Origin of the sequence: Sphingomonas sp. TDK1 (assembly GCF_001650735.1) — a bacterium.
GTDB lineage: Bacteria > Pseudomonadota > Alphaproteobacteria > Sphingomonadales > Sphingomonadaceae > Sphingomonas.
In genome coordinates, this window is record NZ_LXVY01000017.1 from 66,921 (window position 1) to 86,869 (window position 19,949).

General features: G+C 67.5%; 19 protein-coding genes. 11 read left to right on the forward strand and 8 right to left on the reverse strand.

Annotated features, from left to right (window positions below; all coding sequences use genetic code 11):
• Positions 1-2: 2 nt before the first annotated feature.
• From A7X12_RS10910 to A7X12_RS10920, 3 genes are read right to left on the reverse strand one after another with little or no spacing between them, the layout of a single operon-like run.
• Positions 3-707 (reverse strand): ABC transporter ATP-binding protein, encoded by a 705-nt coding sequence (locus A7X12_RS10910; protein ID WP_064311652.1) that lies wholly within the window; start codon positions 705-707, stop codon positions 3-5.
• Complete coding sequence (locus tag A7X12_RS10915) at positions 707-2,032, reverse strand: efflux RND transporter periplasmic adaptor subunit (protein WP_064311653.1); 1,326 nt, start codon at positions 2,030-2,032, stop codon at positions 707-709. The genes A7X12_RS10910 and A7X12_RS10915 overlap by 1 nt, the downstream gene beginning before the upstream one ends.
• Entirely contained in the window at positions 2,022-3,503 is a 1,482-nt protein-coding gene (locus A7X12_RS10920; RefSeq protein ID WP_064311654.1) for an efflux transporter outer membrane subunit, read from the reverse strand. Before A7X12_RS10920 ends, A7X12_RS10915 begins: the two co-directional genes overlap by 11 nt.
• Positions 3,504-3,638: 135 nt before the next feature.
• Here A7X12_RS10920 and acs point away from each other — a divergent pair, with 135 nt between their 5' ends.
• The 3 genes from acs (at position 3,639) to A7X12_RS26225 (ending at position 8,071) form a co-directional block, all read left to right on the forward strand.
• The gene (gene acs, locus A7X12_RS10925; RefSeq protein WP_064311655.1) at positions 3,639-5,576 is read left to right on the forward strand and encodes an acetate--CoA ligase; all 1,938 of its coding nucleotides are present in this window, start codon (positions 3,639-3,641) and stop codon (positions 5,574-5,576) included.
• Positions 5,577-5,715: 139 nt separating this feature from the next.
• Positions 5,716-7,746, forward strand: coding sequence for a M13 family metallopeptidase (locus A7X12_RS10930; protein WP_157105567.1), 2,031 nt, complete (start codon positions 5,716-5,718; stop codon positions 7,744-7,746).
• Positions 7,747-7,933: 187 nt separating this feature from the next.
• Positions 7,934-8,071 carry a hypothetical protein gene (locus A7X12_RS26225; protein WP_232318460.1) on the forward strand — a complete coding sequence of 46 codons (138 nt, stop codon included), beginning with the start codon at positions 7,934-7,936 and terminating at the stop codon, positions 8,069-8,071.
• A gap of 98 nt (positions 8,072-8,169) precedes the next feature.
• Here A7X12_RS26225 and A7X12_RS10935 read toward each other — a convergent pair whose 3' ends face one another.
• The gene (locus A7X12_RS10935) at positions 8,170-9,963 is read right to left on the reverse strand and encodes a peptide MFS transporter (protein ID WP_064311656.1); all 1,794 of its coding nucleotides are present in this window, start codon (positions 9,961-9,963) and stop codon (positions 8,170-8,172) included.
• A 130-nt stretch (positions 9,964-10,093) separates the two neighbouring features.
• Between A7X12_RS10935 and A7X12_RS10940 the strand changes: the two genes are divergently transcribed.
• The 7 genes from A7X12_RS10940 (at position 10,094) to A7X12_RS10970 (ending at position 15,291) form a co-directional block, all read left to right on the forward strand.
• Positions 10,094-10,675 carry a nitroreductase family protein gene (locus A7X12_RS10940; RefSeq protein WP_064311724.1) on the forward strand — a complete coding sequence of 194 codons (582 nt, stop codon included), beginning with the start codon at positions 10,094-10,096 and terminating at the stop codon, positions 10,673-10,675.
• 37 nt (positions 10,676-10,712) lie between these two features.
• Complete coding sequence (locus A7X12_RS10945) at positions 10,713-11,075, forward strand: GntR family transcriptional regulator (protein WP_064311725.1); 363 nt, start codon at positions 10,713-10,715, stop codon at positions 11,073-11,075.
• A 126-nt stretch (positions 11,076-11,201) separates the two neighbouring features.
• Positions 11,202-11,921, forward strand: coding sequence for a signal peptidase I (gene lepB, locus A7X12_RS10950; RefSeq protein ID WP_232318461.1), 720 nt, complete (start codon positions 11,202-11,204; stop codon positions 11,919-11,921).
• Complete coding sequence (locus tag A7X12_RS10955; RefSeq protein ID WP_064311657.1) at positions 11,921-12,568, forward strand: hypothetical protein; 648 nt, start codon at positions 11,921-11,923, stop codon at positions 12,566-12,568. The genes lepB and A7X12_RS10955 overlap by 1 nt, the downstream gene beginning before the upstream one ends.
• 4 nt (positions 12,569-12,572) lie before the next feature.
• Positions 12,573-12,794 carry a hypothetical protein gene (locus A7X12_RS10960; protein ID WP_064311658.1) on the forward strand — a complete coding sequence of 74 codons (222 nt, stop codon included), beginning with the start codon at positions 12,573-12,575 and terminating at the stop codon, positions 12,792-12,794.
• 74 nt (positions 12,795-12,868) lie between these two features.
• Positions 12,869-13,894: an alcohol dehydrogenase AdhP gene (gene adhP, locus A7X12_RS10965; RefSeq protein ID WP_064311659.1), complete on the forward strand. Its 1,026-nt coding sequence runs from the start codon at positions 12,869-12,871 to the stop codon at positions 13,892-13,894.
• A gap of 173 nt (positions 13,895-14,067) precedes the next feature.
• Positions 14,068-15,291 (forward strand): threonine synthase, encoded by a 1,224-nt coding sequence (locus A7X12_RS10970; RefSeq protein ID WP_064311660.1) that lies wholly within the window; start codon positions 14,068-14,070, stop codon positions 15,289-15,291.
• Between the two features lie 80 nt (positions 15,292-15,371).
• Here A7X12_RS10970 and A7X12_RS26775 read toward each other — a convergent pair whose 3' ends face one another.
• From A7X12_RS26775 to A7X12_RS10975, 3 genes are all read right to left on the reverse strand, one after another.
• Positions 15,372-15,605, reverse strand: coding sequence for a DUF559 domain-containing protein (locus tag A7X12_RS26775; RefSeq protein WP_084445342.1), 234 nt, complete (start codon positions 15,603-15,605; stop codon positions 15,372-15,374).
• Between the two features lie 71 nt (positions 15,606-15,676).
• A complete protein-coding gene (locus A7X12_RS26710) occupies positions 15,677-16,276 on the reverse strand; it encodes an endonuclease domain-containing protein (protein WP_332308537.1) in 600 nt (199 codons plus the stop codon).
• On the reverse strand, positions 16,176-17,870 hold the full coding sequence (locus A7X12_RS10975; protein ID WP_064311661.1) for an acyl-CoA dehydrogenase: 1,695 nt from the start codon (positions 17,868-17,870) through the stop codon (positions 16,176-16,178). The genes A7X12_RS26710 and A7X12_RS10975 overlap by 101 nt, the downstream gene beginning before the upstream one ends.
• Before the next feature lie 42 nt (positions 17,871-17,912).
• On the opposite strand from A7X12_RS10975, the gene A7X12_RS10980 reads away from it, so the two are divergent.
• Positions 17,913-18,848, forward strand: a complete 936-nt coding sequence (locus tag A7X12_RS10980) for an L-threonylcarbamoyladenylate synthase (RefSeq protein ID WP_157105569.1) — start codon at positions 17,913-17,915, stop codon at positions 18,846-18,848.
• Between the two features lie 498 nt (positions 18,849-19,346).
• Here the strand turns inward: A7X12_RS10980 and msrA are convergent, their stop codons facing one another.
• Positions 19,347-19,892, reverse strand: coding sequence for a peptide-methionine (S)-S-oxide reductase MsrA (msrA, locus tag A7X12_RS10985; RefSeq protein WP_064311662.1), 546 nt, complete (start codon positions 19,890-19,892; stop codon positions 19,347-19,349).
• Positions 19,893-19,949 lie beyond the last annotated feature (57 nt).

A 19,949-nucleotide genomic window follows, 5' to 3' on the forward strand; every position in this document is an offset into this window, starting at 1 on the left:
CCTCAGGCCCCCGCGCCCGCGGGGATTTCGGTGCGTTCGACCAGCCCGTCCTTGAAATGCACGATCGTCTTGGCGAAGGACGCCATGTCCGGCTCGTGGGTGACCATCAGCACGGTGATGCCGAGATCGGCGTTCAATCGCTGGAGCAGCTTCATGATCTCCACCGAACGTTCGCTGTCGAGATTGCCGGTCGGTTCGTCCGCCAGCAGCACGTCGGGCTGGGTCACGATCGCGCGGGCGATGGCGACGCGCTGCTGCTGACCGCCCGAGAGTTCCGACGGCGTATGGTCGGCCCAGCGATCGAGCCCGACCTGTTCGAGCGCCGCCATCGCCGCTTCGCGCCGCACCTTGCGATGCTCGCCGCGATAGAGCAGCGGGAGTTCGACATTCTCCAGCGCCGTCGTGCGCGCGAGCAGGTTGAAGCCCTGGAACACGAAGCCGAGATAGCGGCGGCGCAAATAGGCGCGCTGGTCGCGGTCCAGCTGCTCGACATGCACGCCGCGGAACCGATAGCTACCGCCGGTGGGCACATCGAGGCAGCCGAGGATGTTCATCGTCGTCGACTTGCCCGAGCCCGAGGCTCCCATCACCGCCAGGAACGCGCCGGGCTCGATCGTCAGATCGACGCCCTTCAGCGCCTGGAACGCGGTCGGCCCCTCGCCGAACGTCTTGGTGATGCCCTGGAGCTGGATCAGCGGCTCGGTCATCAGTCCTGATCGTCCTTGGCGGGCTTGGCCGGGCCGTTGGCCTGGACGCCGACGATCACCTTCATGCCCGGTTTTAGCTGTGCGCTGGTCACCGCCGTGCGGCTGCCGTCGCTGGGGCCGGTGACGACCTCCACCTTCTGCGGCTTGCCGTCCTTGCCAACGACATAGACCGCCTGTTTGCTGCCGCGCCCGATCGCCTTTTGCTGTTCCTCGCGGCGGGGGCCGAACTGGATCCCGCCGCCGCCGCTCTTGGCGCCGGCATCCTGTGGCGTGAAGCGCAGCGCGCCATTGGGTATCAGCAGTGCGTTGTCGAGCTTCTCGACGCCGATCGTCGCGGTCGCGGTCATGCCCGGACGCAGCGTCAGGTCGGGATTGGCGACCGACAGCACCGCCGCATAGGAGACGACCTGGTTGGCCGTGGTGGTGCTGCTCGTGGCGCTCGTCGTCGCGGTGGAGGCGGTGAGGTTGGAGCCGAGGTCGACGCGGGTGATCTGCGCCGGGAATGTGCGGCCGGGGAAGGCGTCGACGGTGAAGCTGGCTGGCAGCCCGACCTTGACCGAGCCGACATCGGCTTCGTCGATCGCGACCTCCAGCTTCATATGGGTGAGGTCCTGGGCGATCACGAACATGTTCGGCGTGCTGAACTGCGCGGCGACGGTCTGGCCGGCATCGACCTGGCGGGCGAGCACCACGCCGTTCACTGGCGAGCGGATGATCGACTTGAAGCGTTGCGTCTGGTTCGACGAGAGCGACGCCTGTGCGGAGACGACATTGGCTTCTGCGGAGCGGAGATTGGCGACGGCGCGGGCCACCGCCGCGCGGGCAGTATCCAGCTCGGTCTTGGCGGGCACCTTGCCGCCCGACAGCCGGCTCACTTCTTCCATGCGGCGCAGCTGCGCGGTTGATTCGTCCACCGTGGCCTTCGCCTGCGCCACGGCCGCCTGGTTGGCCGAAAGCGTTGCGCGGCTCTGGGTGATCGTATCGTCGAGCCGCGAGGGATCGATGATCGCGATCGGCTGGCCCTCGGTGACCCGATCGTTGACGTCCACCAACACCTTGAGGACGAGGCCCGAGATTTCCGAGCCCACCGTCACCTGCCGGATCGGCGCGAGCCGGCCGGTGGCGGAGACGGTGACCGCCAGTGCACCCTTTTCGGCACCCACCGTGATGTAATTGGGCGGCGGCTTGGGTGCGAAGCAACGCGAGACGAGCAGCCCTAGCACTACCACGACCAGCGCCACGCCGATCCAGCGCAGGTTGCGCCGCCACCAGGGGCGCCGCTTGGTGCCCAGAAAGGCGTTGAGGTCCTGCGGTTCACTGGCCATCGGTGGCGCTGCCTGTTCTTGGAGGGAGGGGCGGGATCGGCGCGGCTTCGTCCCAGCCGCCGCCGAGGGCGACATAGAGCTGGATCAGCGCGGTCGCCTGTTCGGATTCGGCCTGGGACAGGCCGTTCTTGGCCGAAAGCAGCGCGCTTTCGGACTGGTTGAGCGTGGTGAAATCTGTGAGGCCCGAGCGGTAGCGGAAGCGGGCGAGCAGCGCCTGGTTGTTGGCGGCTTCCAGCGCGGTGCGGAACTCGGTCTCGCGGGTGCGGGCGGCCTGCAGCGCGACGATCGCATTCTCGATCTCCTCCATCGCCTGCAGCACGCTTGCCTTGTAGCTGTAGAAGGCGCCGTCCGCCCCGATCCGCGCCGAGCGGAGCTGGCTGCGCAACCGGCCGGAATCGAAGATCGTCTGCGCGACATTGGCGAAAGCACGGCCGGTGATGATGTCGAGCAGCGAACGGACCGAACCGCTGCCCGAACTGATGCTGCCGCCGAGATTGAGGCTGGGATAGAGCTGGGCGCGTGACACGCCGATCTGCGCGGTGGCGACGGCAAGGTTGCGCTCGGCGGCGCGGACGTCGGGCCGCTGTCGCAGCGCGTCGGCGGGGATACCGGCGGCAACGCTCGCGGGGCCGCGGGGGATCGGCTTGGGGGCCTCCAGCGTGCCGCGCAACGCTCCCGGGGCCTGACCGGTCAACACGCCAAGCCGCGCGACATTGGCGGCATAGCTGCTTTCCAGCTGTGGGATGGTGGCGGCGGTCTGGGCGCGCTGCGCGCGGGCCTGTTCGGCGTCGAGCGAGGAGACGAGGCCCGCCTGCACGCGCCACTGGGCGATGCTGAGATTTTCTTCCTGGATGGCAAGGCTCTCGCGCGCATTGGCGAGCTGCGCCTGGGCGAGCCGTGCCAGCACATAGTTGCGCGCGGTTTCGGACTCGACCGTGAGCAGCACTGCGGCGCGGTTGAATCCGGCGGCCTCGTAGCTTGCGCGGGCGCCGCGCACGCTGCTGCGCACCCCGCCGAACAGATCGACCTGGTAGCTGGCGTCCAGCCCCAGCGAGAAGTTGCTGCTGCCGCCCTGCGAGAAGGAGGCGATGGTCCCGTCGGGCAGCTGCGTCGTGGTGGTGCCGCCGCGCAGGGGCTCGTTGCGCGAATAGCCGGCCGAACCGCTGATCGTCGGCAGCAATGCGGCGCGCGACTGGAGCAGCGATTCGCGTGCCTGACGCAGCCGGATCACCGCCTGGGCGATGTCGAGATTGGCCGTTTGCGCCTGGCCGATCAGCTGGCCGAGCATCGGATCGTTGAACCTGTCCCACCAGCGAGACAGATCCTCGCGCGCCTGTACCTGCGGATCCACCGAGAATTGATCGGGCAAATCGATCGGCGCTTCGGCTTGTTGCGGGCGGACGGAACCGGTGGAGCAGGCTGCGAGCGGCAGTGCCGCACAGAGCAACAGAGCAAGCGCAGGTCGTGCCATAGCGTTTTATATGACTGATACGCTTGCGGGGATCCACCAAAAAAACATGTGCCTCCGAAACGATCTTGCGCCCAGGGGTGCCTTGCCTAGCTACCCCTTGCGCTCCTAGATGCCCGCCGACCAGGAGGGGTCTTGATGAGCGAGAATCTGTATCCGGTGCCGGAAAGCTGGGCGAACACCGCCCGCGTCGATGCCGCAGCGTATGAACGTCTCCACGCCCAGTCCCTGTCCGATCCGGACGGGTTCTGGCTCGAGCAGGCCAAGCGGCTCGACTGGATCGTGCCGCCGCAGACGGCCGGCGACTGGTCGTTCGACGAGGCCGATTTCCGCATCCGCTGGTTCGCCGACGGCAAGCTCAACGTCGCCGCCAACTGCCTGGATCGCCATCTGGCGAGCCGCGGCGGCGACACCGCGATCCTGTGGGAGCCGGACGATCCCAAGGAGGCAACGCGCCGGATCACCTATCTGGAGCTGTACGAAGAGGTCTGCCGCTTCGCCAATGTGCTGAAGGCGGAAGGCGTGAAGAAGGGTGACCGCGTTACCGTCTACATGCCGATGATCCCCGAGGCGGCGGTGGCGCTGCTCGCCTGCGCGCGGATCGGCGCGATCCATTCGGTGGTGTTCGGCGGCTTTTCTCCGGAAGCCCTGGCCGGTCGTATCGTCGATTGCGATAGCCGCATCGTCATCACTGCGGACGAGGGTCGGCGCGGCGGCAAGCGGGTGCCGCTCAAGGCCAATGTCGACGCCGCGCAGAAGCATGCCCCCTTGCTCGAGAAGGTCATCGTCGTGCAGGCGACGGGCGGCGACGTGCCGATGCAGCCCGGCCGCGACCTCTGGTATCACGAAGCGGCGGCGAAGGTTTCCGCCGACTGCCCGGCCGAGCCGATGGATGCGGAGGATCCTCTGTTCATCCTCTACACCTCGGGTTCGACCGGCAAGCCCAAGGGCGTGCTCCATTCCAGCGGCGGCTATCTGCTCTGGGCGGCCTATAGCCACGAAGTGGTGTTCGACTACCGGCCGGGGCAGGTCTATTGGTGCGCGGCGGATATCGGTTGGGTCACCGGGCACAGCTACATCGTCTATGGCCCGCTGGCGAATGGCGGCACGACGCTGATGTTCGAGGGCGTGCCGACCTGGCCCGACGCCGGCCGCATGTGGCAGATCGTGGATCGCCATCAGGTTGAGATCCTCTACACCGCGCCGACGGCACTTCGTGCGCTGATGAAGGAGGGCGATAGCTATGTTACCGCGACCAGCCGGAAGTCGCTTAGGCTGCTCGGCTCGGTGGGCGAGCCGATCAATCCGGAGGCGTGGCGCTGGTATCATGACGTGGTGGGCGAGGGGCGCTGCCCGATCGTCGACACCTGGTGGCAGACCGAGACCGGCGGTCACATGATCACGCCGCTGCCCGGCGCCACCGCGCTCAAGCCTGGCTCCGCCTCGATGCCCTTCTTCGGGATCGAGCCGCAGATCGTCGACGGCGACGGCAAGCTGCTGGAAGGCGCGACCGAGGGCAATCTCGTCATCGCGCGGAGCTGGCCGGGGCAGATGCGCACCGTCTGGGGCGATCACGAGCGCTTCTTCCAGACCTATTTCACCACCTATCGCGGGAAATACTTCACCGGCGACGGCTGCCGCCGCGACGGTGACGGCTATTACTGGATCACCGGCCGGGTGGACGACGTGATCAACGTCTCGGGCCACCGCATGGGCACGGCAGAGGTGGAGAGCGCGCTGGTGCTGCATGACAAGGTGGCCGAGGCCGCCGTGGTCGGCATGCCGCATGACATTAAGGGGCAGGGTATCTATGCCTATGTGACCCTCAACGCCGGGGTGGAGGCGAGCGAGGCGCTGCGCAAGGAACTGCGCGACTGGGTCCGCAGCGAGATCGGGCCGATCGCGACCCCGGATGCGCTCCAGTTCGCACCGGGCCTGCCCAAGACGCGGTCGGGCAAGATCATGCGCCGCATCCTGCGCAAGATCGCCGAGGGCGAGGTGGGCAGCCTGGGCGATACCTCGACGCTGGCGGATCCTGCCGTGGTCGACGACCTAGTGGCGAACCGCGTCGCCTGAACCCGCACCGGGCCCCGCGCCGCTGCCCCCGGGCAGGGGATGCGCGGCCCGGTTTCACTTGTAACGAAACCCATTGCCGAGCGGAAAACTGCCCGATACACTCCCCTAACACACATCGATGTGGGGGGAATCTAACATCATGAAGCTGCGTCACTCTTTCCTGCTGGCCGGCGTTGCTGCGGCGCTTGTTTCCGCGCCGGCCCTCGCCCAGACGGGCAAGCCGAAATATGGCAGCTTCGGCGTGGACCTGACCGCGCAAAAGACCGGCGTGAAGCCCGGTGACGATTTCTGGGCGTTCGCGAACGGCGGCTGGGACACGCGCACCCAGATCCCGGCGGACCGTGGTTCGGCCGGCGTTTCGGTCGACCTGGTGGTGGCGGCCGAGACCAATGTCCGCGCGCTGCTCGACGATATGGCCAAGAACCCCGCCGCCTATGGCGCGAGCGGCAAGCAGATCGGCGATTTCTACGCGAGCTGGATGGACGAGGCCGGCATCGAGGCGCGCGGCACCGCGCCGCTGAAGCCCTATCTCGCCCGCATCGGCGGCGTGCAGGACAAGACCGCGCTGCAGGTGCTGTTCGCCAGCGTCGGCTACGCCTCGCCCGTCGAAGTCGGCATGACGCCGAGCCTCGTCGACCCGACCAAGTACACCGCCGCCGTCGGCCAGGGCGGGCTGGGCATGCCGCGGGATTATTTCCTGAACCAAGGCCCCAAGTTCGACGCCGTGCGCAAGGCCTATCGCGCCTATGTGCAGCAGATCCAGGAACTGGCCGGCATTCCCGATGCCGCCGCCAAGGCCGATGCGATCGTCGCGCTCGAAACATCGATGGCCAAGGTCCAGTGGTCCCCCGAGCAGAGCCGCGACATCGCCAAGCTCAACGATCCCCAGTCGATCGCCGGCCTGAGCGCCAAGGCGCCCGACTTCGACTGGGCGGTGCTGCTGAAGACCGCCGGGCTGGAAAGCTCGCCGCAGATCCTGATGACGCAGAACACGGCGCTGACAGCGCTGGGCAAGATCTTCGCCGCCACGTCGCTGCAGAGCTGGAAGGAGTATCTCGCCTATCGCTTCGTCAGCGACCACGCGACCTATCTGCCCAAGGCGTTCGACCAGGCGCGGTTCGATTTCTATTCGAAGACCCTCGCCGGCGTGCAGGTCCAGCGCGAGCGCTGGAAGCGCGGCGTGCAGCTGGTCAACGGCGCGCTCGGCGAAGCGGTGGGCAAGGCCTATGTCGCCAAATACTACCCGCCCGAAGCCGAAAAGCAGATGGCCGAGCTGATCGAGAATCTGCGCGACTCGTATCGCGAGCGGATCGAGGCCTCGACCTGGATGGACGACGCGACCCGCAAGGGCGCGCTGGCGAAGCTCGCCGCGTTCGAGCCGCGTATCGGTCATCCGGAAAAATATATCGACTATTCGGCGCTGACGGTGGAGCGGGGCGACTTGCTCGGCAACATCATGCGCTCGGGCGAATTCCAGCACCAGCTGGAGCTGGCGCGCTTCCCCAAGCCGGTCGATCGCAGCCTGTGGGCAATGACCCCGCAGACGGTGAATGCCTATTACAACCCGCTGTCCAACCAGATCACCTTCCCGGCGGCGATCCTGCAACCGCCCTTCTTCGACCCCAATGCCGATCCGGCGGTGAACTACGGCGCGATCGGCGCGGTGATCGGCCACGAGATGGGCCATGGCTTCGACGATCAGGGCAGCATGTTCGGCCCGACCGGCAAGTTCGAGAATTGGTGGACGCCCAAGGTGAAGGCCGATTTCGCCGCGCGCACCGCGGCACTGGCCGGCCAGTATGACAGCTATGAACCGGTGCCGGGCACCAAGATCAACGGCAAGCTGACGCTGGGCGAGAATATCGGCGACCTGGGCGGCGTCGAGGCGGCCTATGGCGCGTACCAGAAGTACCAGGCCAAGCACGGCAAGGCGAAGACGGTGGACGGGCTGACCGGCGATCAGCGCTTCTTCCTCGCCTATGCCCAGGCGTGGCGGGTGAAGGTGCGCGAGGATGCGCAGCGCCAGGCGCTGCTCACCGATCCGCATTCGCCGGCGACCGCGCGCGTCAACGGTATCGTCCGCAATGTCGATGCCTGGTACAAGGCGTTCGACGTCAAGCCGGGCGACAAGCTGTACCTGGCGCCCGATCAGCGCGTGCACATCTGGTAAGCGCCATTCGTATTTCTACGGAAAAGGCCCGGCGGAAACGCCGGGCCTTTTGCATTCTGGGAGGGAAAACGTTCGCAGTTGCAGCAACTGCAAGTGCGGGGGAGGGGCTTTGCAGTTGCAGACTCAGCGCCGCACAACCAGATGCGGCGCCCGCGCTGCATTGCAGCAAAGCTGTTTCGAGGTTGTCATGTTTTCGCTGATCGCGCTTTATTTCGCCCATCGCCGCCTGGCTGCCGAAGCCGGCCAGCCGATGGCGGCGGACGCCCGCGCGCTCGCCGCGGCCAATGAGCAGGACGCGCTGGCAATCCTGCCGCTCGCGGCCTGAACCGAGACTCGTTCGCCCACTCCCCCCTCGGGCGAACGACAGGGGCGCCGCAGTCCCCCCAATTTCCGCGGCGCCCCGTCCCTCTTTCTTCCCGGCGTTTACTTGACGCCGTGCATCCAGCGCTTGAGCGGCCAGCTGAGCAGCAGCAACAGCAGCCCGAGCCCGATCGCCCATTCCGAGATCAGCGTGAACACGCTGAGATAGGTCTCCAGGCTGACCTTCAGGTTGGTCACCTGGCCGCCCACCGTCTCGACGCTGGCGAACTGCGCGATCACCCCGGCCACATATTGTGCCACCGAGATCGACAGGAACCACACGCCCATCATCATGCCGACGATCCGCGCGATCGACAGCTTGGTGATCATGCTGAGGCCCACCGGCGAGATGCACAGCTCGGCGAAGCTGTGGATGAAGTAGAGCCCGGCCAGCCACCAGACGGACAGCTTGAAGCTCGAGTCCGCCCAGTTGGAGCCCCACACCAGAAACAGGAAGCCGCAGCCGACCGCGACCAGCGCGATCCCGAACTTGACCGGGATGCTCGGCTCCAGCCCGCGCTTGGCAAGCCCGCTCCACATCATCGACATGAACGGCGCCAGCAGCACGATGAACAGCGCGTTGAAGCTCTGCGTCTGCCCCGCCGACATGCTGAACCAGCCGAAGACGGAGAGATCGGTATTGCGATCGGCGAACAGGGTGAGCGACGAGCCCGCCTGTTCGAACAGCGTCCAGAAGACGACGTTGAAGACGATCAGCACCATTGCCGCCATCATCATCTGGAATTCGCGGCGGTCGCCGGCGATGAAAGACCAGACGAGGATCGCGGGCACGCCGATCAGGAAGGTGCCGAACAGCAGCTTGCCCATCAGCGACAGCGAGGCGACATAGCCGAGCAGGCCCGAACCGGCCGGCGCGGGCTCCGCCGCCATCAGGTTGATATACAACAGATAGAAGAGCGGCACGACGCAGAGCGCGCCGATATAGATCAGGATCTGCTGACGGCGGGTCGCTGCCTTGGCCGGCGGCTCGCCGATGCCGTTCAGCTTGCCGCCGTCGAGCTGGATCAGCGCCCAGGAGCAGAGCATGCCGATCGCCGCCAGGCCGAAGCCCGCCCACCAGCCGACCGCGACCGCCAGAAACGGGCACAGCGCCTGCGACAGCATCGAGCCCAGGTTGATGCCCATGTAGAAGATGGTGAAGCCGGCATCGCGCCGGCTGTCGCCATTGGGGTAGAGTTCGCCCACCATGGTGGAGATGTTCGGCTTGAAGAAGCCGTTGCCCACCGAAACCATGGAGAGCGCGATGAGCATGACCATCACGTAGAAGGGGCTGCGATCGGCTTCGGACTGGAATCCGCCCTTGGCGATCGTGCGGACCGTCTGGCCGTTCTCGCTGAGCGTGATCGAGCCGTCGTCATTGCCCTTGATCAGCTGCCTGTGGCCCTGATCCAGGACGAAGCGCTGCTCGCCGGCCGCGCTTTTCTCGACCGCGACTTCGTAGCGCTGGCCGTCGATCTTGGCGTAGGGCGTGGCGGTCTGACCGCCGAAGCAGAGCACGAAATAGCCGATCGACATCAGGATCGCGCCGAACTTCACCGCCCGTTTCGAGCCGAGGAACTGGTCGGCCAGATAGCCGCCGACCAGCGGGGTGAGATAGACCAGCGCGGTGTAGCCGCCGTACAGACCGGTCGCTTCACGATCGCCGAACAGGAAATGCTGGGTCAGGTAGAGCGTCAGCAACGCCCGCATGCCGTAGAAGCCGAAGCGTTCCCACATCTCGGTGGAGAAGAGGCGCGCCAGCTGGCGGGGATGACCGAACCAGGTTTTTTCGTCGGCTGGATTTACGTGGGTGATATCCGGTTCTGCCGGGGAATCGGCAGTGGGTGTGTCGACCATGCAGATTGTCGTCCTAAAGTTGGGAGCCGGGCGCATGGGCCCGGTGCATGGGGGCGCAGACTAGAGCCTGCGTCGCCGCTGTAAAGTCGCACGGCTTGGCGCGCGCGCGGCGGCGCCCTAGATGGCGCGGATGACCTTCAACGATCGCACCACCCCGCTGACGCTCCTCCAGACCCGCCGCTCCGGCAAGCCGCGCGATCTGGGCGCGCCCGGGCCGAGCCCCGAGCAGCTCGACCAGATGGTGACGATCGCCGCACGCACCCCCGATCATGGCAAGCTTGCCCCCTGGCGGTTCGTGATCGTGCCCGACGCGGCGCGCCCGGCGCTGGCGTTGAAGCTGGTCGAGATCCTGCGGGCCGAAAAGCCCGATGCCACGGCGCGCGACGAAGAGGCTGCGGCGCAGTTCGCCACCCAGGCCCCGTCGCTGGTGGTGGTGCTTTCCGCCCCTGTCCAGCCGCACAAGGTGCCGCTGTGGGAGCAGGAGCTGTCGGCAGGCGCCGCGTGCATGAACCTGCTCCATGCCGCGCATGCGATGGGCTTTGCCGGCGGCTGGCTGACCGGATGGCCGGCCTATTCGGACGCGGTGCGCGATTTGTTCGGCACCGAGGGGCAGCGCATCGCGGGCTTCGTCTTTCTGGGCACGCCGGGGCGCCCGCTGGAGGAGCGCCCGCGCGGCGAATTGTCCCAGATCGTGCATCGGTGGAATCCCTGAGTATGGACTCGCAAGCCATGTGCTGTATTATGGCAGCATGACAGCCCTGGAGCACGAAGACAGCCCGGTCTACCTCAAGCTGCGCGCGATTATCGCCGCGGCGATCCTGCGCGGCCAGTACCGCGCCGGGGACCAGCTTCCCTCGGTCCGCGCGCTCGCCGCGGAGCATGGCGCGAACCCGCTGACGGTCGCCAAGGCGTATCAGAGTTTCCAGGACGACGGCTATGTCGAGGTGCGCCGCGGCGTGGGCATGTTCGTGGTCCCCGGCGCGGTCGAGCGGCTGCGGCAGGCGGAGCGCGAGCGGTTCCTGACCGGCTATTGGCCGCGCGTGCGGGACCATATCGCGCTGCTCGGTCTTGACGTGCGCGCGCTACTCGATGGCAGCCACGAGATCGCCTGATCCCATGGCCGAGCCGAAGCCGGGCTGGGTGCGCACGCTGGCCGGCTGGGCCGCGACGCTGGGCATCTTGTTCCTGTTCCAGAGCGCCGTCGCGCGCGGCCCTACTATATTCCCTCCGGCTCGATGATGCCGACGCTGCGCACCGGCGACCGGCTGGTGGCGAGCAAATTCCCTTATGGGCTCTCGCAGGCCTCGCTGATGTTCCACGGCAAGGACATCGCGTCGACGCGGCTGTTCGGCCGCACGCCCGAGCGCGGCGACATCGTCATCGTCGTGCGCCGCGGGGATGGCGAGGACCTGATCAAGCGGGTGATCGGCCTGCCGGGCGATACGCTGGAGGTCCGCCACGGTCAGGTGATCCTGAACGGCAAGCCGGTGCCGCGCGTGGCGGAAGGGCATGCCAGGATCCCGGTCGACGCGGCGGTGCCGTGCGACGAGGGGCCGCTGGCCGCATTCCGCAAGCAGGAGGCGGACGGCAAGCTCTATTGCGAGCCGCCGCTCTATCGTGAGACGCTGCCGAACGGCGCCAGCTACGACGTGATCGACCTGGGCGACACGGTGCTGCCGAACGGCTTTCTCAGCCCGGGTGACAAATATGGGCCGGTGACCGTGCCCGCCGGCCATGTGTTCCTGATGGGCGACAATCGCGACCAGTCGGCGGACAGCCGTTTCGGGCTCGACGAACTGGGGCTGGGCGGCCCGGTGCCGATCGAGACGCTGGCGGGTCGCGCCGAATTCGTCACGCACAGCTTCGACGGCGAGGGTTCGTGGTTCAACCCGCTCGCCTATGTGACGGCGATCCGCTGGGACCGCAGCTTCACCAGCCTGCGGCCGAAGCACGACTGATGCAAGTCGAAGGCGACTATGTGCAGGATGGCTATGCGCTCGTGCGCGGTCTGGTGCCGCCGGCGGTGTGCAACGCGCTCTTGCGGCAGATCGACGGGGACGTCGTCTCCCAGGGACCAGCCGAACGACTGATGCGTCAGCCGAACCTCCTCAAGCGGGAGGCGGTGGAATTATATGGCTTCCATTATCCCCCGCTGCTCGGATTTCTCTGGGGGCTGACGCCTTCGATCTCGACGCTGCTGGGGCTCGACCTGTTGCCGAGCTACAGCTATTTCCGGATCTACCGCGAAGGCGATGTGTGCCGTGTGCACTGCGATCGCTATGCCTGTGAGGTGAGTCTTTCCCTTACGCTCGACTATAGCGACGGAGTGCCCTGGCCGCTCGAAATGGCCAAGGTCGCGGTGCCGCCCAGCGCGCTGGTGGAGGATGATTTCGGCGCGCTGCCCTATGGCGCCGTGGAGATGCAACCGGGCGACGCCGTGCTCTACCAAGGCGTGGAGCGGCGACATGGCCGTATCACTGCCAATCCGAATGGCTGGTCGGCGCACCTCTTCTGCCACTGGGTCCGCCGCGACGGTCCGCACGCGGCGCAGGCTTTCGATGCGCGCGCCGAGACAGCGCGGCCCGTCAATTTCCGGTTCGGCTGAGGGGATGCACCCGCTCGTCACCCTTGGTGTCCTGCTCGTGGTGATCGCGACGATTCCGTTGCTGGTGCGGATGGGCCGGCGGCAGGCGCGGGGTCGCCTCGGCGGGGCGGCGCTGATGCTGGGGCTGGCCTTCAGCCATCTGTTCGATCCCGCCAAGGCCGAGGCAATGGAGACGATCGACAGACAGCGCGAGCAGCGCGACGAGGCCGGGCAGGACGGCGCCTGACACCGTAGAACTCCCAATGGCGCGGCGGCGACCGCGCGCCGAGCATGGCGGCACATGCTGGGGAGTAGCTTCTGATGCAGAAGACCATGAAAGCCGCCGTCGTCCGCGAATTCGGCAAGCCGCTGGTGATCGAGGAAGTGCCGGTGCCGCAGGTGGGCCCAGGCCAGATCCTCGTCAGGATCGCGGCGAGCGGCGTGTGCCACACCGATCTCCACGCCGCCGAGGGCGACTGGCCGGTCAAGCCCAAGCCGCCCTTCATCCCCGGCCATGAAGGCGTCGGCCATGTCGCGGCGGTGGGGGCGGGCGTCACCCATGTGAAGGAGGGCGACCGGGTGGGCGTGCCCTGGCTCTACACCGCCTGTGGCCACTGCATGCACTGCCTGGGCGGCTGGGAGACGCTGTGCGAGAGCCAGCAGAACACCGGCTATTCGGTCAACGGCGGCTTTGCCGATTATGTGCTGGCCGACCCGAACTATGTCGGCATCCTGCCCGACAATCTCGGCTTCGTGGAAATCGCGCCGGTGCTGTGCGCGGGCGTGACGGTCTACAAGGGCCTCAAGGTCACCGACACCAAGCCGGGCGACTGGGTGGCGATCTCCGGTATCGGCGGGCTGGGGCACATGGCGGTGCAATATGCCAAGGCGATGGGCCTCAACGTCATCGCGGTCGACATCGATGACGAGAAGCTGGCGCTGGCGCGGAAACTGGGCGCCGAGCTGACGGTCAACGCGCGGCACGAGGATCCGGCGGCATTCGTGAAGAAGGCGGTGGGCGGCGCGCGGGGCGTGCTGGTGACCGCGGTGTCGACCAAGGCGTTCCAGCAGGCGCTGGGCATGGTCGGGCGCGGCGGCACCGTGTCGCTCAACGGCCTGCCGCCGGGCGACTTTCCGCTGTCGATCTTCGACACGGTGCTCAATGGCATCACCGTGCGCGGCTCGATCGTGGGCACGCGGCTGGACCTGCAGGAAGCGCTCGACTTTGCCGGACAGGGCAAGGTCCGCGCGACGGTGGCGACCGAGAAACTGGAGAACGTCAACAGCGTGTTCGATCGGATGCGCAAGGGCGAGATCGAAGGCCGAATCGTGCTCGACATGGCCTGACGAACGCCACCTCCGACCCGCCGTCATCCCGGCGGAAGCCGGGATCCATTGGCCTGTGCAGTCCGGTTCTTTCCCCCGGCGGCGTGGCGAATGGATTCCGGCTTTCGCCGGAATGACGATTTGGTGAGGCGGGGTGGCTTCCGCTGGCCGCGCCTTGCGTTAAGCTGCCGCCCATGCAGGACAATATCCGGGCCGAGCGGCCGAGCTTCGTCACCCATCTCGAATGCTCGATGACGGGCGAGACCTATGCGGCGGACCAGCTGCACGGGCTCTCGCGCGTCGGTCGACCGCTGCTGGTGCGCTATGATCTGGCCGGGGTGGGTGCGGCGCTCACCAGAGAGGCGCTGGAAGCACGACCGACCGACCTTTGGCGGTGGCGCGAGCTGCTCCCGGTGCGGCGGGCGGCGAACATCGTTTCCCTCGGTGAGATCGAAACGCCGCTGATCGACATTCCCAAGTCCGGGGGGCCGGGGGCGATCGTCAAGGACGAAGGCCGGCTGCCGACGGGCTCGTTCAAGGCGCGCGGGCTGGTGATGGCGGTGAGCATGGCGCGCGAACTGGGCGTCACCCGTATCGCCATGCCGACCAACGGCAATGCCGGCGCGGCGCTCGCCGCCTATGCCGCGCGCTGCGGCATCGAGACGGTGATCCTCTGCCCGGAAGAGACCCCGGAAGTGAACGTCCGCGAGATCGCCGCGCAGGGCGCGCGGGTCTACCGGGTCAACGGCCAGATCGACGAGTGCGGCGCGATCGTCGGGCGTGGCGCCGCCGAGGGGCGCTGGTTCGATTTCTCGACGCTCAAGGAGCCCTACCGGATCGAAGGCAAGAAGACGATGGGGCTGGAACTCGCCGCCCAGTGCGGCTGGGAACTGCCCGATGCGATCTTCTACCCCACCGGCGGCGGTACCGGGCTGATCGGCATGTGGAAGGCGTTTGACGAGCTGGAGCGGCTCGGCTGGATCGGATCGAAGCGGCCGCGGATGTATGCGGTGCAGGCATCGGGCTGCGCGCCGATCGTCCGCGCCTTCGAGGCGGGCGAGGAGCATGCCGAGCGCTGGGAGAATGCGGCGACGGTGGCGGCGGGCATCCGCGTGCCGCGCGCGGTGGGCGACTTCCTGATCCTGCGCGCGGTGCGCGAGTCCGGCGGGCGGGCGCTGGCGGTGGGCGATCCCGCGATCCTCCAGGCGGTGGACGACTGCGCGCGCAAGGACGGGCTGCTGCTCTGCCCCGAGGGCGGCGCGACGCTGGCGGCCTATCGGCAGGCGATGCGGGACGGGCTGGTCGATCCCGAGGAGCGCACGGTGCTGTTCAACTGCGCCACGGGGTTGAAGTATCCGATGCCCGAGGCAGGGACATGGCTCGACAAGGATGCGGTGGGGGATCTGGGGGTGTTGTAAAGAGCGAGTCGCGTACCTCCCCCTCCGACCCGCTGCGCGGGCCACCTCCCCCTGGCGGGGGAGGATGGTTTCAGCCCCCTCTATCCTCCCCCGCCAAGGGGAGGTGGCGCCGGAGGCGACGGAGGGGGAGGTCGGCGAGCGGCCTGTAGTATGGCCCTTCGGTCGATCGCGACCGCGAGAATCTGGCGGACGACGCCTTCGGTGTGGTTCGATACGTCCATCGCCGTGTAGCGGAGAACGCGGACGCCTTGGGCTTTCAACCACGCATCGCGGGTGGCGTTTCGGTGGCTCTGGTTGGAACCTTCCAGGCGCATCGCCTACCTCCCCCTCCGACCCGCTGCGCGGGCTACCTCCCCCTGGCGGGGGAGGATGGTTTCAGCCCCCTCTATCCTCCCCCGCCAAGGGGAGGTGGCGCCGGAGGCGACGGAGGGGGAGGTCGGCGAGCGGCCTGTCGTTTGGCCCTTCGGTCGATCGCGACCGCGAGAATCTGGCGGACGACGCCTTCGGTGTGGTTCCGTACGTCCATCGCCGTGTAGCGGAGAACGCGGACGCCTTGAGCTTTCAGCCACGCATCGCGGGTGGCGTCTCGCTCCGGTCGGTCGCCACGGGCATGCGCTTCGCCGTCGACTTCGATCGCGAGCGCGGCTGGGGCGCAGTAAAAGTCGAGGACGTAGGGGCCGGCTGGGTGCTGCTTGCGGAAGCGCAGGCCGGCTTCATTGCGGCGTAGCGCGAGCCAGAGGGCGATTTCCGGCGACGTCATTTCTTCGCGGAGGTGCTTCGCGTTGCGGCGGCTTTGGTTGGAACCTTCCAGGCGCATCGTCTGCCTCCCCCTCCGCCGCCTGCGGCGGCACCTCCCCCTGGCGGGGGAGGATTTTACACCACCCTCACGCCGCGAAAGCCTCCGCCTCCACCGCGTACAGCACCGCCGCCTTCGCCATCGCCGCCGCGCGCAGGCCGAGCGCTTCGGGCACGACCTGCTCGACATAGAAGCGCGCCGCCGCCTGCTTCATCGTGAGGAAGCCCGGCTCGCCGTCGCCCTGCGCCGCCAGCCGGCCGCTCTTCTCCATCAGCCAGCCGCACACGGCGACCGACAGCATCGTCAGGAACGGATAGCTCGCCGCCAGCCGGTCGTCGGCGTCGCTGCCCAGCAGGCTGCGGCCGACCTCCTCGCAGGCGTCGATCAGCGCGCGCAGGCCCGCATCCTCGGCGTCGGCGCGCATGTCCGCCAGCAGGCCGAGCAGCGTCGCGCCATTGTCCATGCTCAGCTTGCGGCCGACCAGGTCGGCGGCCTGGATGCCGTTGGTGCCTTCGTAGATCGGGGTGATGCGGGCGTCGCGGAAATGCTGGGCGGCGCCGGTCTCCTCGATATAGCCCATGCCGCCATGGACCTGCACGCCGAGGCTCGCCACTTCGTTGCCGAGATCGGTCGCATGCGCCTTGGCGAGCGGGGTCAGCAGCTCGACGCGCTTGTCCGCCTCCGCATCGCTCGCCCGGCCGCGATCGAGCTGGCCGAAGGCGTAATAGACCAGCGCACGCGCCGCCTGGGTCTGCGCCTTCATCCGCAGCAGCATGCGGCGCACGTCGGGATGCTCGATGATCGCGGTCGGGGCGCCGCCGCGAGTGCCCTGCACCCGCTCGCGGGCATAGGCGACCGCGCGCTGGGTGGCGCGCTCGGCGACCTGCACGCCCTGCAGGCCGACGTTGAGGCGGGCATTGTTCATCATCGTGAACATCGCGCGGATGCCACCCAGCTCGGGGCCGATCAACTCGCCGATGCAATCGTCGTTGTCGCCGAAGCTCAGCACGCAGGTGGGCGAGGCATGCAGGCCCATCTTGTGCTCGATCGAGACGACCTTGATATCGTTGAAATCGCCCGGCGTGCCGTCGTCCCTGAGCCGGAACTTCGGCACCAGGAACAGCGACAGGCCCTTGGTGCCCGCCGGCGCGCCGGGGGTGCGGGCCAGCACCAGATGGACGATATTGTCCGCCATGTCGTGGTCGCCGAACGAGATGTAGATCTTGGTGCCCTTGATCTTCCATTTGCCGTCGCCCGCCGGCTCGGCCTTGGTCTTCACCGCGCCGACATCCGAGCCGGCCTGCGGCTCGGTCAGGTTCATCGTGCCGGTCCATTCGCCGGTCGCGAGCTTCGGCAGATAGGTTGCCTGCTGCTCGGGCGAGCCGTGGTGGTGCAGCGCCTCGACCGCGCCGACGGTGAGCACCGGGCAAAGGCAGAAGCCCATGTTCGCGGTGCCCAGCGTCTCCAGCACGGCGATCGACAGGCTCACCGGCAGGCCCTGGCCGCCATGCTCGGCGGGCGAGCCGATCGTGCCCCAGCCGCCTTCCACATAGGCGCGATAGGCGGCGGCGAAGCCTTCGGGCATCGTCACCCCCTGCTCGGTCCAGCGCGCGCCTTCGGTATCGCCCAGCCGTTCGAGCGGCGCCCATTCGCCCGCGGCGAACTGGCCGGCACCGTCGAGCACGGCATCGAGCAGGTCGGGCGTGGCTTCCGCGCTGATCTCGGACAGACGGACGATATGGTCGAGCACGAAACGCTGCTCGGCGGTGGCGGGGGTGAACATCAGGCCTCTCTCTTGTGATCTTGTTGCCGGCACTATAGCGCCTTGCGCGTGACCCCAGCAAATCCGCGCATCTTACCCTACGGCGAGGCCGCGCTCGGCGAAGCGGCGGCACTGATTCGCGGCGGCGCCTGCGTCGCGGTGCCCACCGAAACCGTCTACGGGCTCGCCGCCGACGCCACCGATTCGGACGCGGTGGCGGGGATTTACGCGGCCAAGGGGCGGCCTTCGTTCAACCCGCTGATCGTGCATGTCGCGGACATGGCGATGGCCGAGACGATCGCGCGGTTCGATGGGGAGGCGCGGGCGCTGGCGGCGCGCTTCTGGCCGGGGCCGCTGACCATGGTGCTGCCGCTGGCGGAGGGCTCGCCGGTCGCCAGCCTGGTCACCGCCGGGCTGCCGACCGTCGCGCTGCGGATGCCCGATCACCGTGCGATGCAGGGGCTGATCCGGGCGAGCGGGCGCCCGCTCGCCGCGCCTTCGGCCAATGCCAGCGGCGGCATCAGCCCGACGCGGGCGGGGCACGTCGCGGTGAGCCTCGCGGGGCGCATCCCCCTCGTGATCGACGACGGCGCGACCAGCGCGGGGATCGAATCCACCATCGTCGAGCCGGCCACGCGCCGCATCCTGCGGCCCGGCCCGGTCACGGCCGAGCAATTGCCGGGCTATGGCAGCGGCGCGACGCCGGGCGCGATCACCGCGCCGGGGCAGCTGGCCAGCCATTATGCGCCGTCCAAGCCGCTGCGGCTGGACGCGGAGAAGGCGGCGGCGGGGGAATGGCTGATCGGGTTCGGCGGGATTGCGGGCGACGATACGCTGTCGGCATCGGGGGATCTGCGTGAGGCGGCCGCGCGCCTGTTCGATGCGTTGCACCGCGCCGATGCCTCGGACCGGGCACGGATCGCGATTGCGCCGGTACCTGGGCAGGGTCTGGGTCTGGCGATCCGCGATCGACTGGCGCGCGCCGCGTATCCGCGCTGAAGTTCCGGCATCGAGGAACCGGCGATTACTGCGGTGCTTCGGTCCCGAACGTTCGGATACTTATACGATCTGATATCTGCGCGCAGATCTGCTGTGGCTCGGCATTTTTGCGTTTTCGGTACAACTGACCTGACCAGCCAGGATAATCAAGGGAACGATTGTATTCTTGAACTATGGCGTGGAAATGAATGAAACGTCTATCCTATCTCAATTTGGGTATGCTGTATACGATCATGCCTTTACAGCCAAGCCACAGGTCCTAGGTTCCGCTTGGCCGTAAAGCTTGCGGAATAAAGACGAGCGGTGCGGCGACTGTTGGAGGATCGTGGCGGAGGCAAATGCCCGACTTGCGGGCACTGTACCAATCGATTGAGCCATCAGACGAGTGCGGAACCCGAATGGTGCCGGTGCTGCCCCCGCACACCTGGCGCCTTCGTATCCGCGGCCGGCTTCGCAACCCGGCCGCGGTCTCGAACACCCCCGTGGGAGGGCGCGGCCTTAAGCGGTCGCGCCCTCTTTGGTCTTGTTGGCGAAGCTCTTGCGCAGCTTTCGCAGCTTGGGCGGGATCACCGCGAGGCAATAGGGGTTCCGCTGGCCGTCGCCCTGCCAATATTCCTGGTGATATTCCTCGGCCGGCCACCACTGGCCGAGCGGCTCGATCGCGGTGACGATCGGTTGCGGCCAGTCCGGGCGGGCGCGCTCGATGGCGTCCAGCGCCTCGCGCTCCTGCTCGGCCGAATGGGGGAAGATGGCGGAGCGGTACTGGGTGCCGATGTCGTTGCCCTGGCGGTTCAGCTGGGTCGGGTCATGCGTCGCGAGGAAGATGTCGAGGATCTCGCCATAGCTTACCACGTCGCTGTCGAAGCTGACGCGGATCGCCTCGGCATGGCCGGTGTCGCCGCTGCACACTTCCTTGTAGGTCGGGTTTTCCTTGGTGCCGCCGATATAGCCGCTTTCGACGCCCTGGACGCCGATCACGTCGTTGAAAACCGCTTCCGTGCACCAGAAGCAACCGCCGGCGAGTGTCGCCGTTTCGATCGTCATGTCGAGGAACTCCTTGCTTGTCGCTCCAAGATAGGGTGGAGGTACGGCGTAACAAAG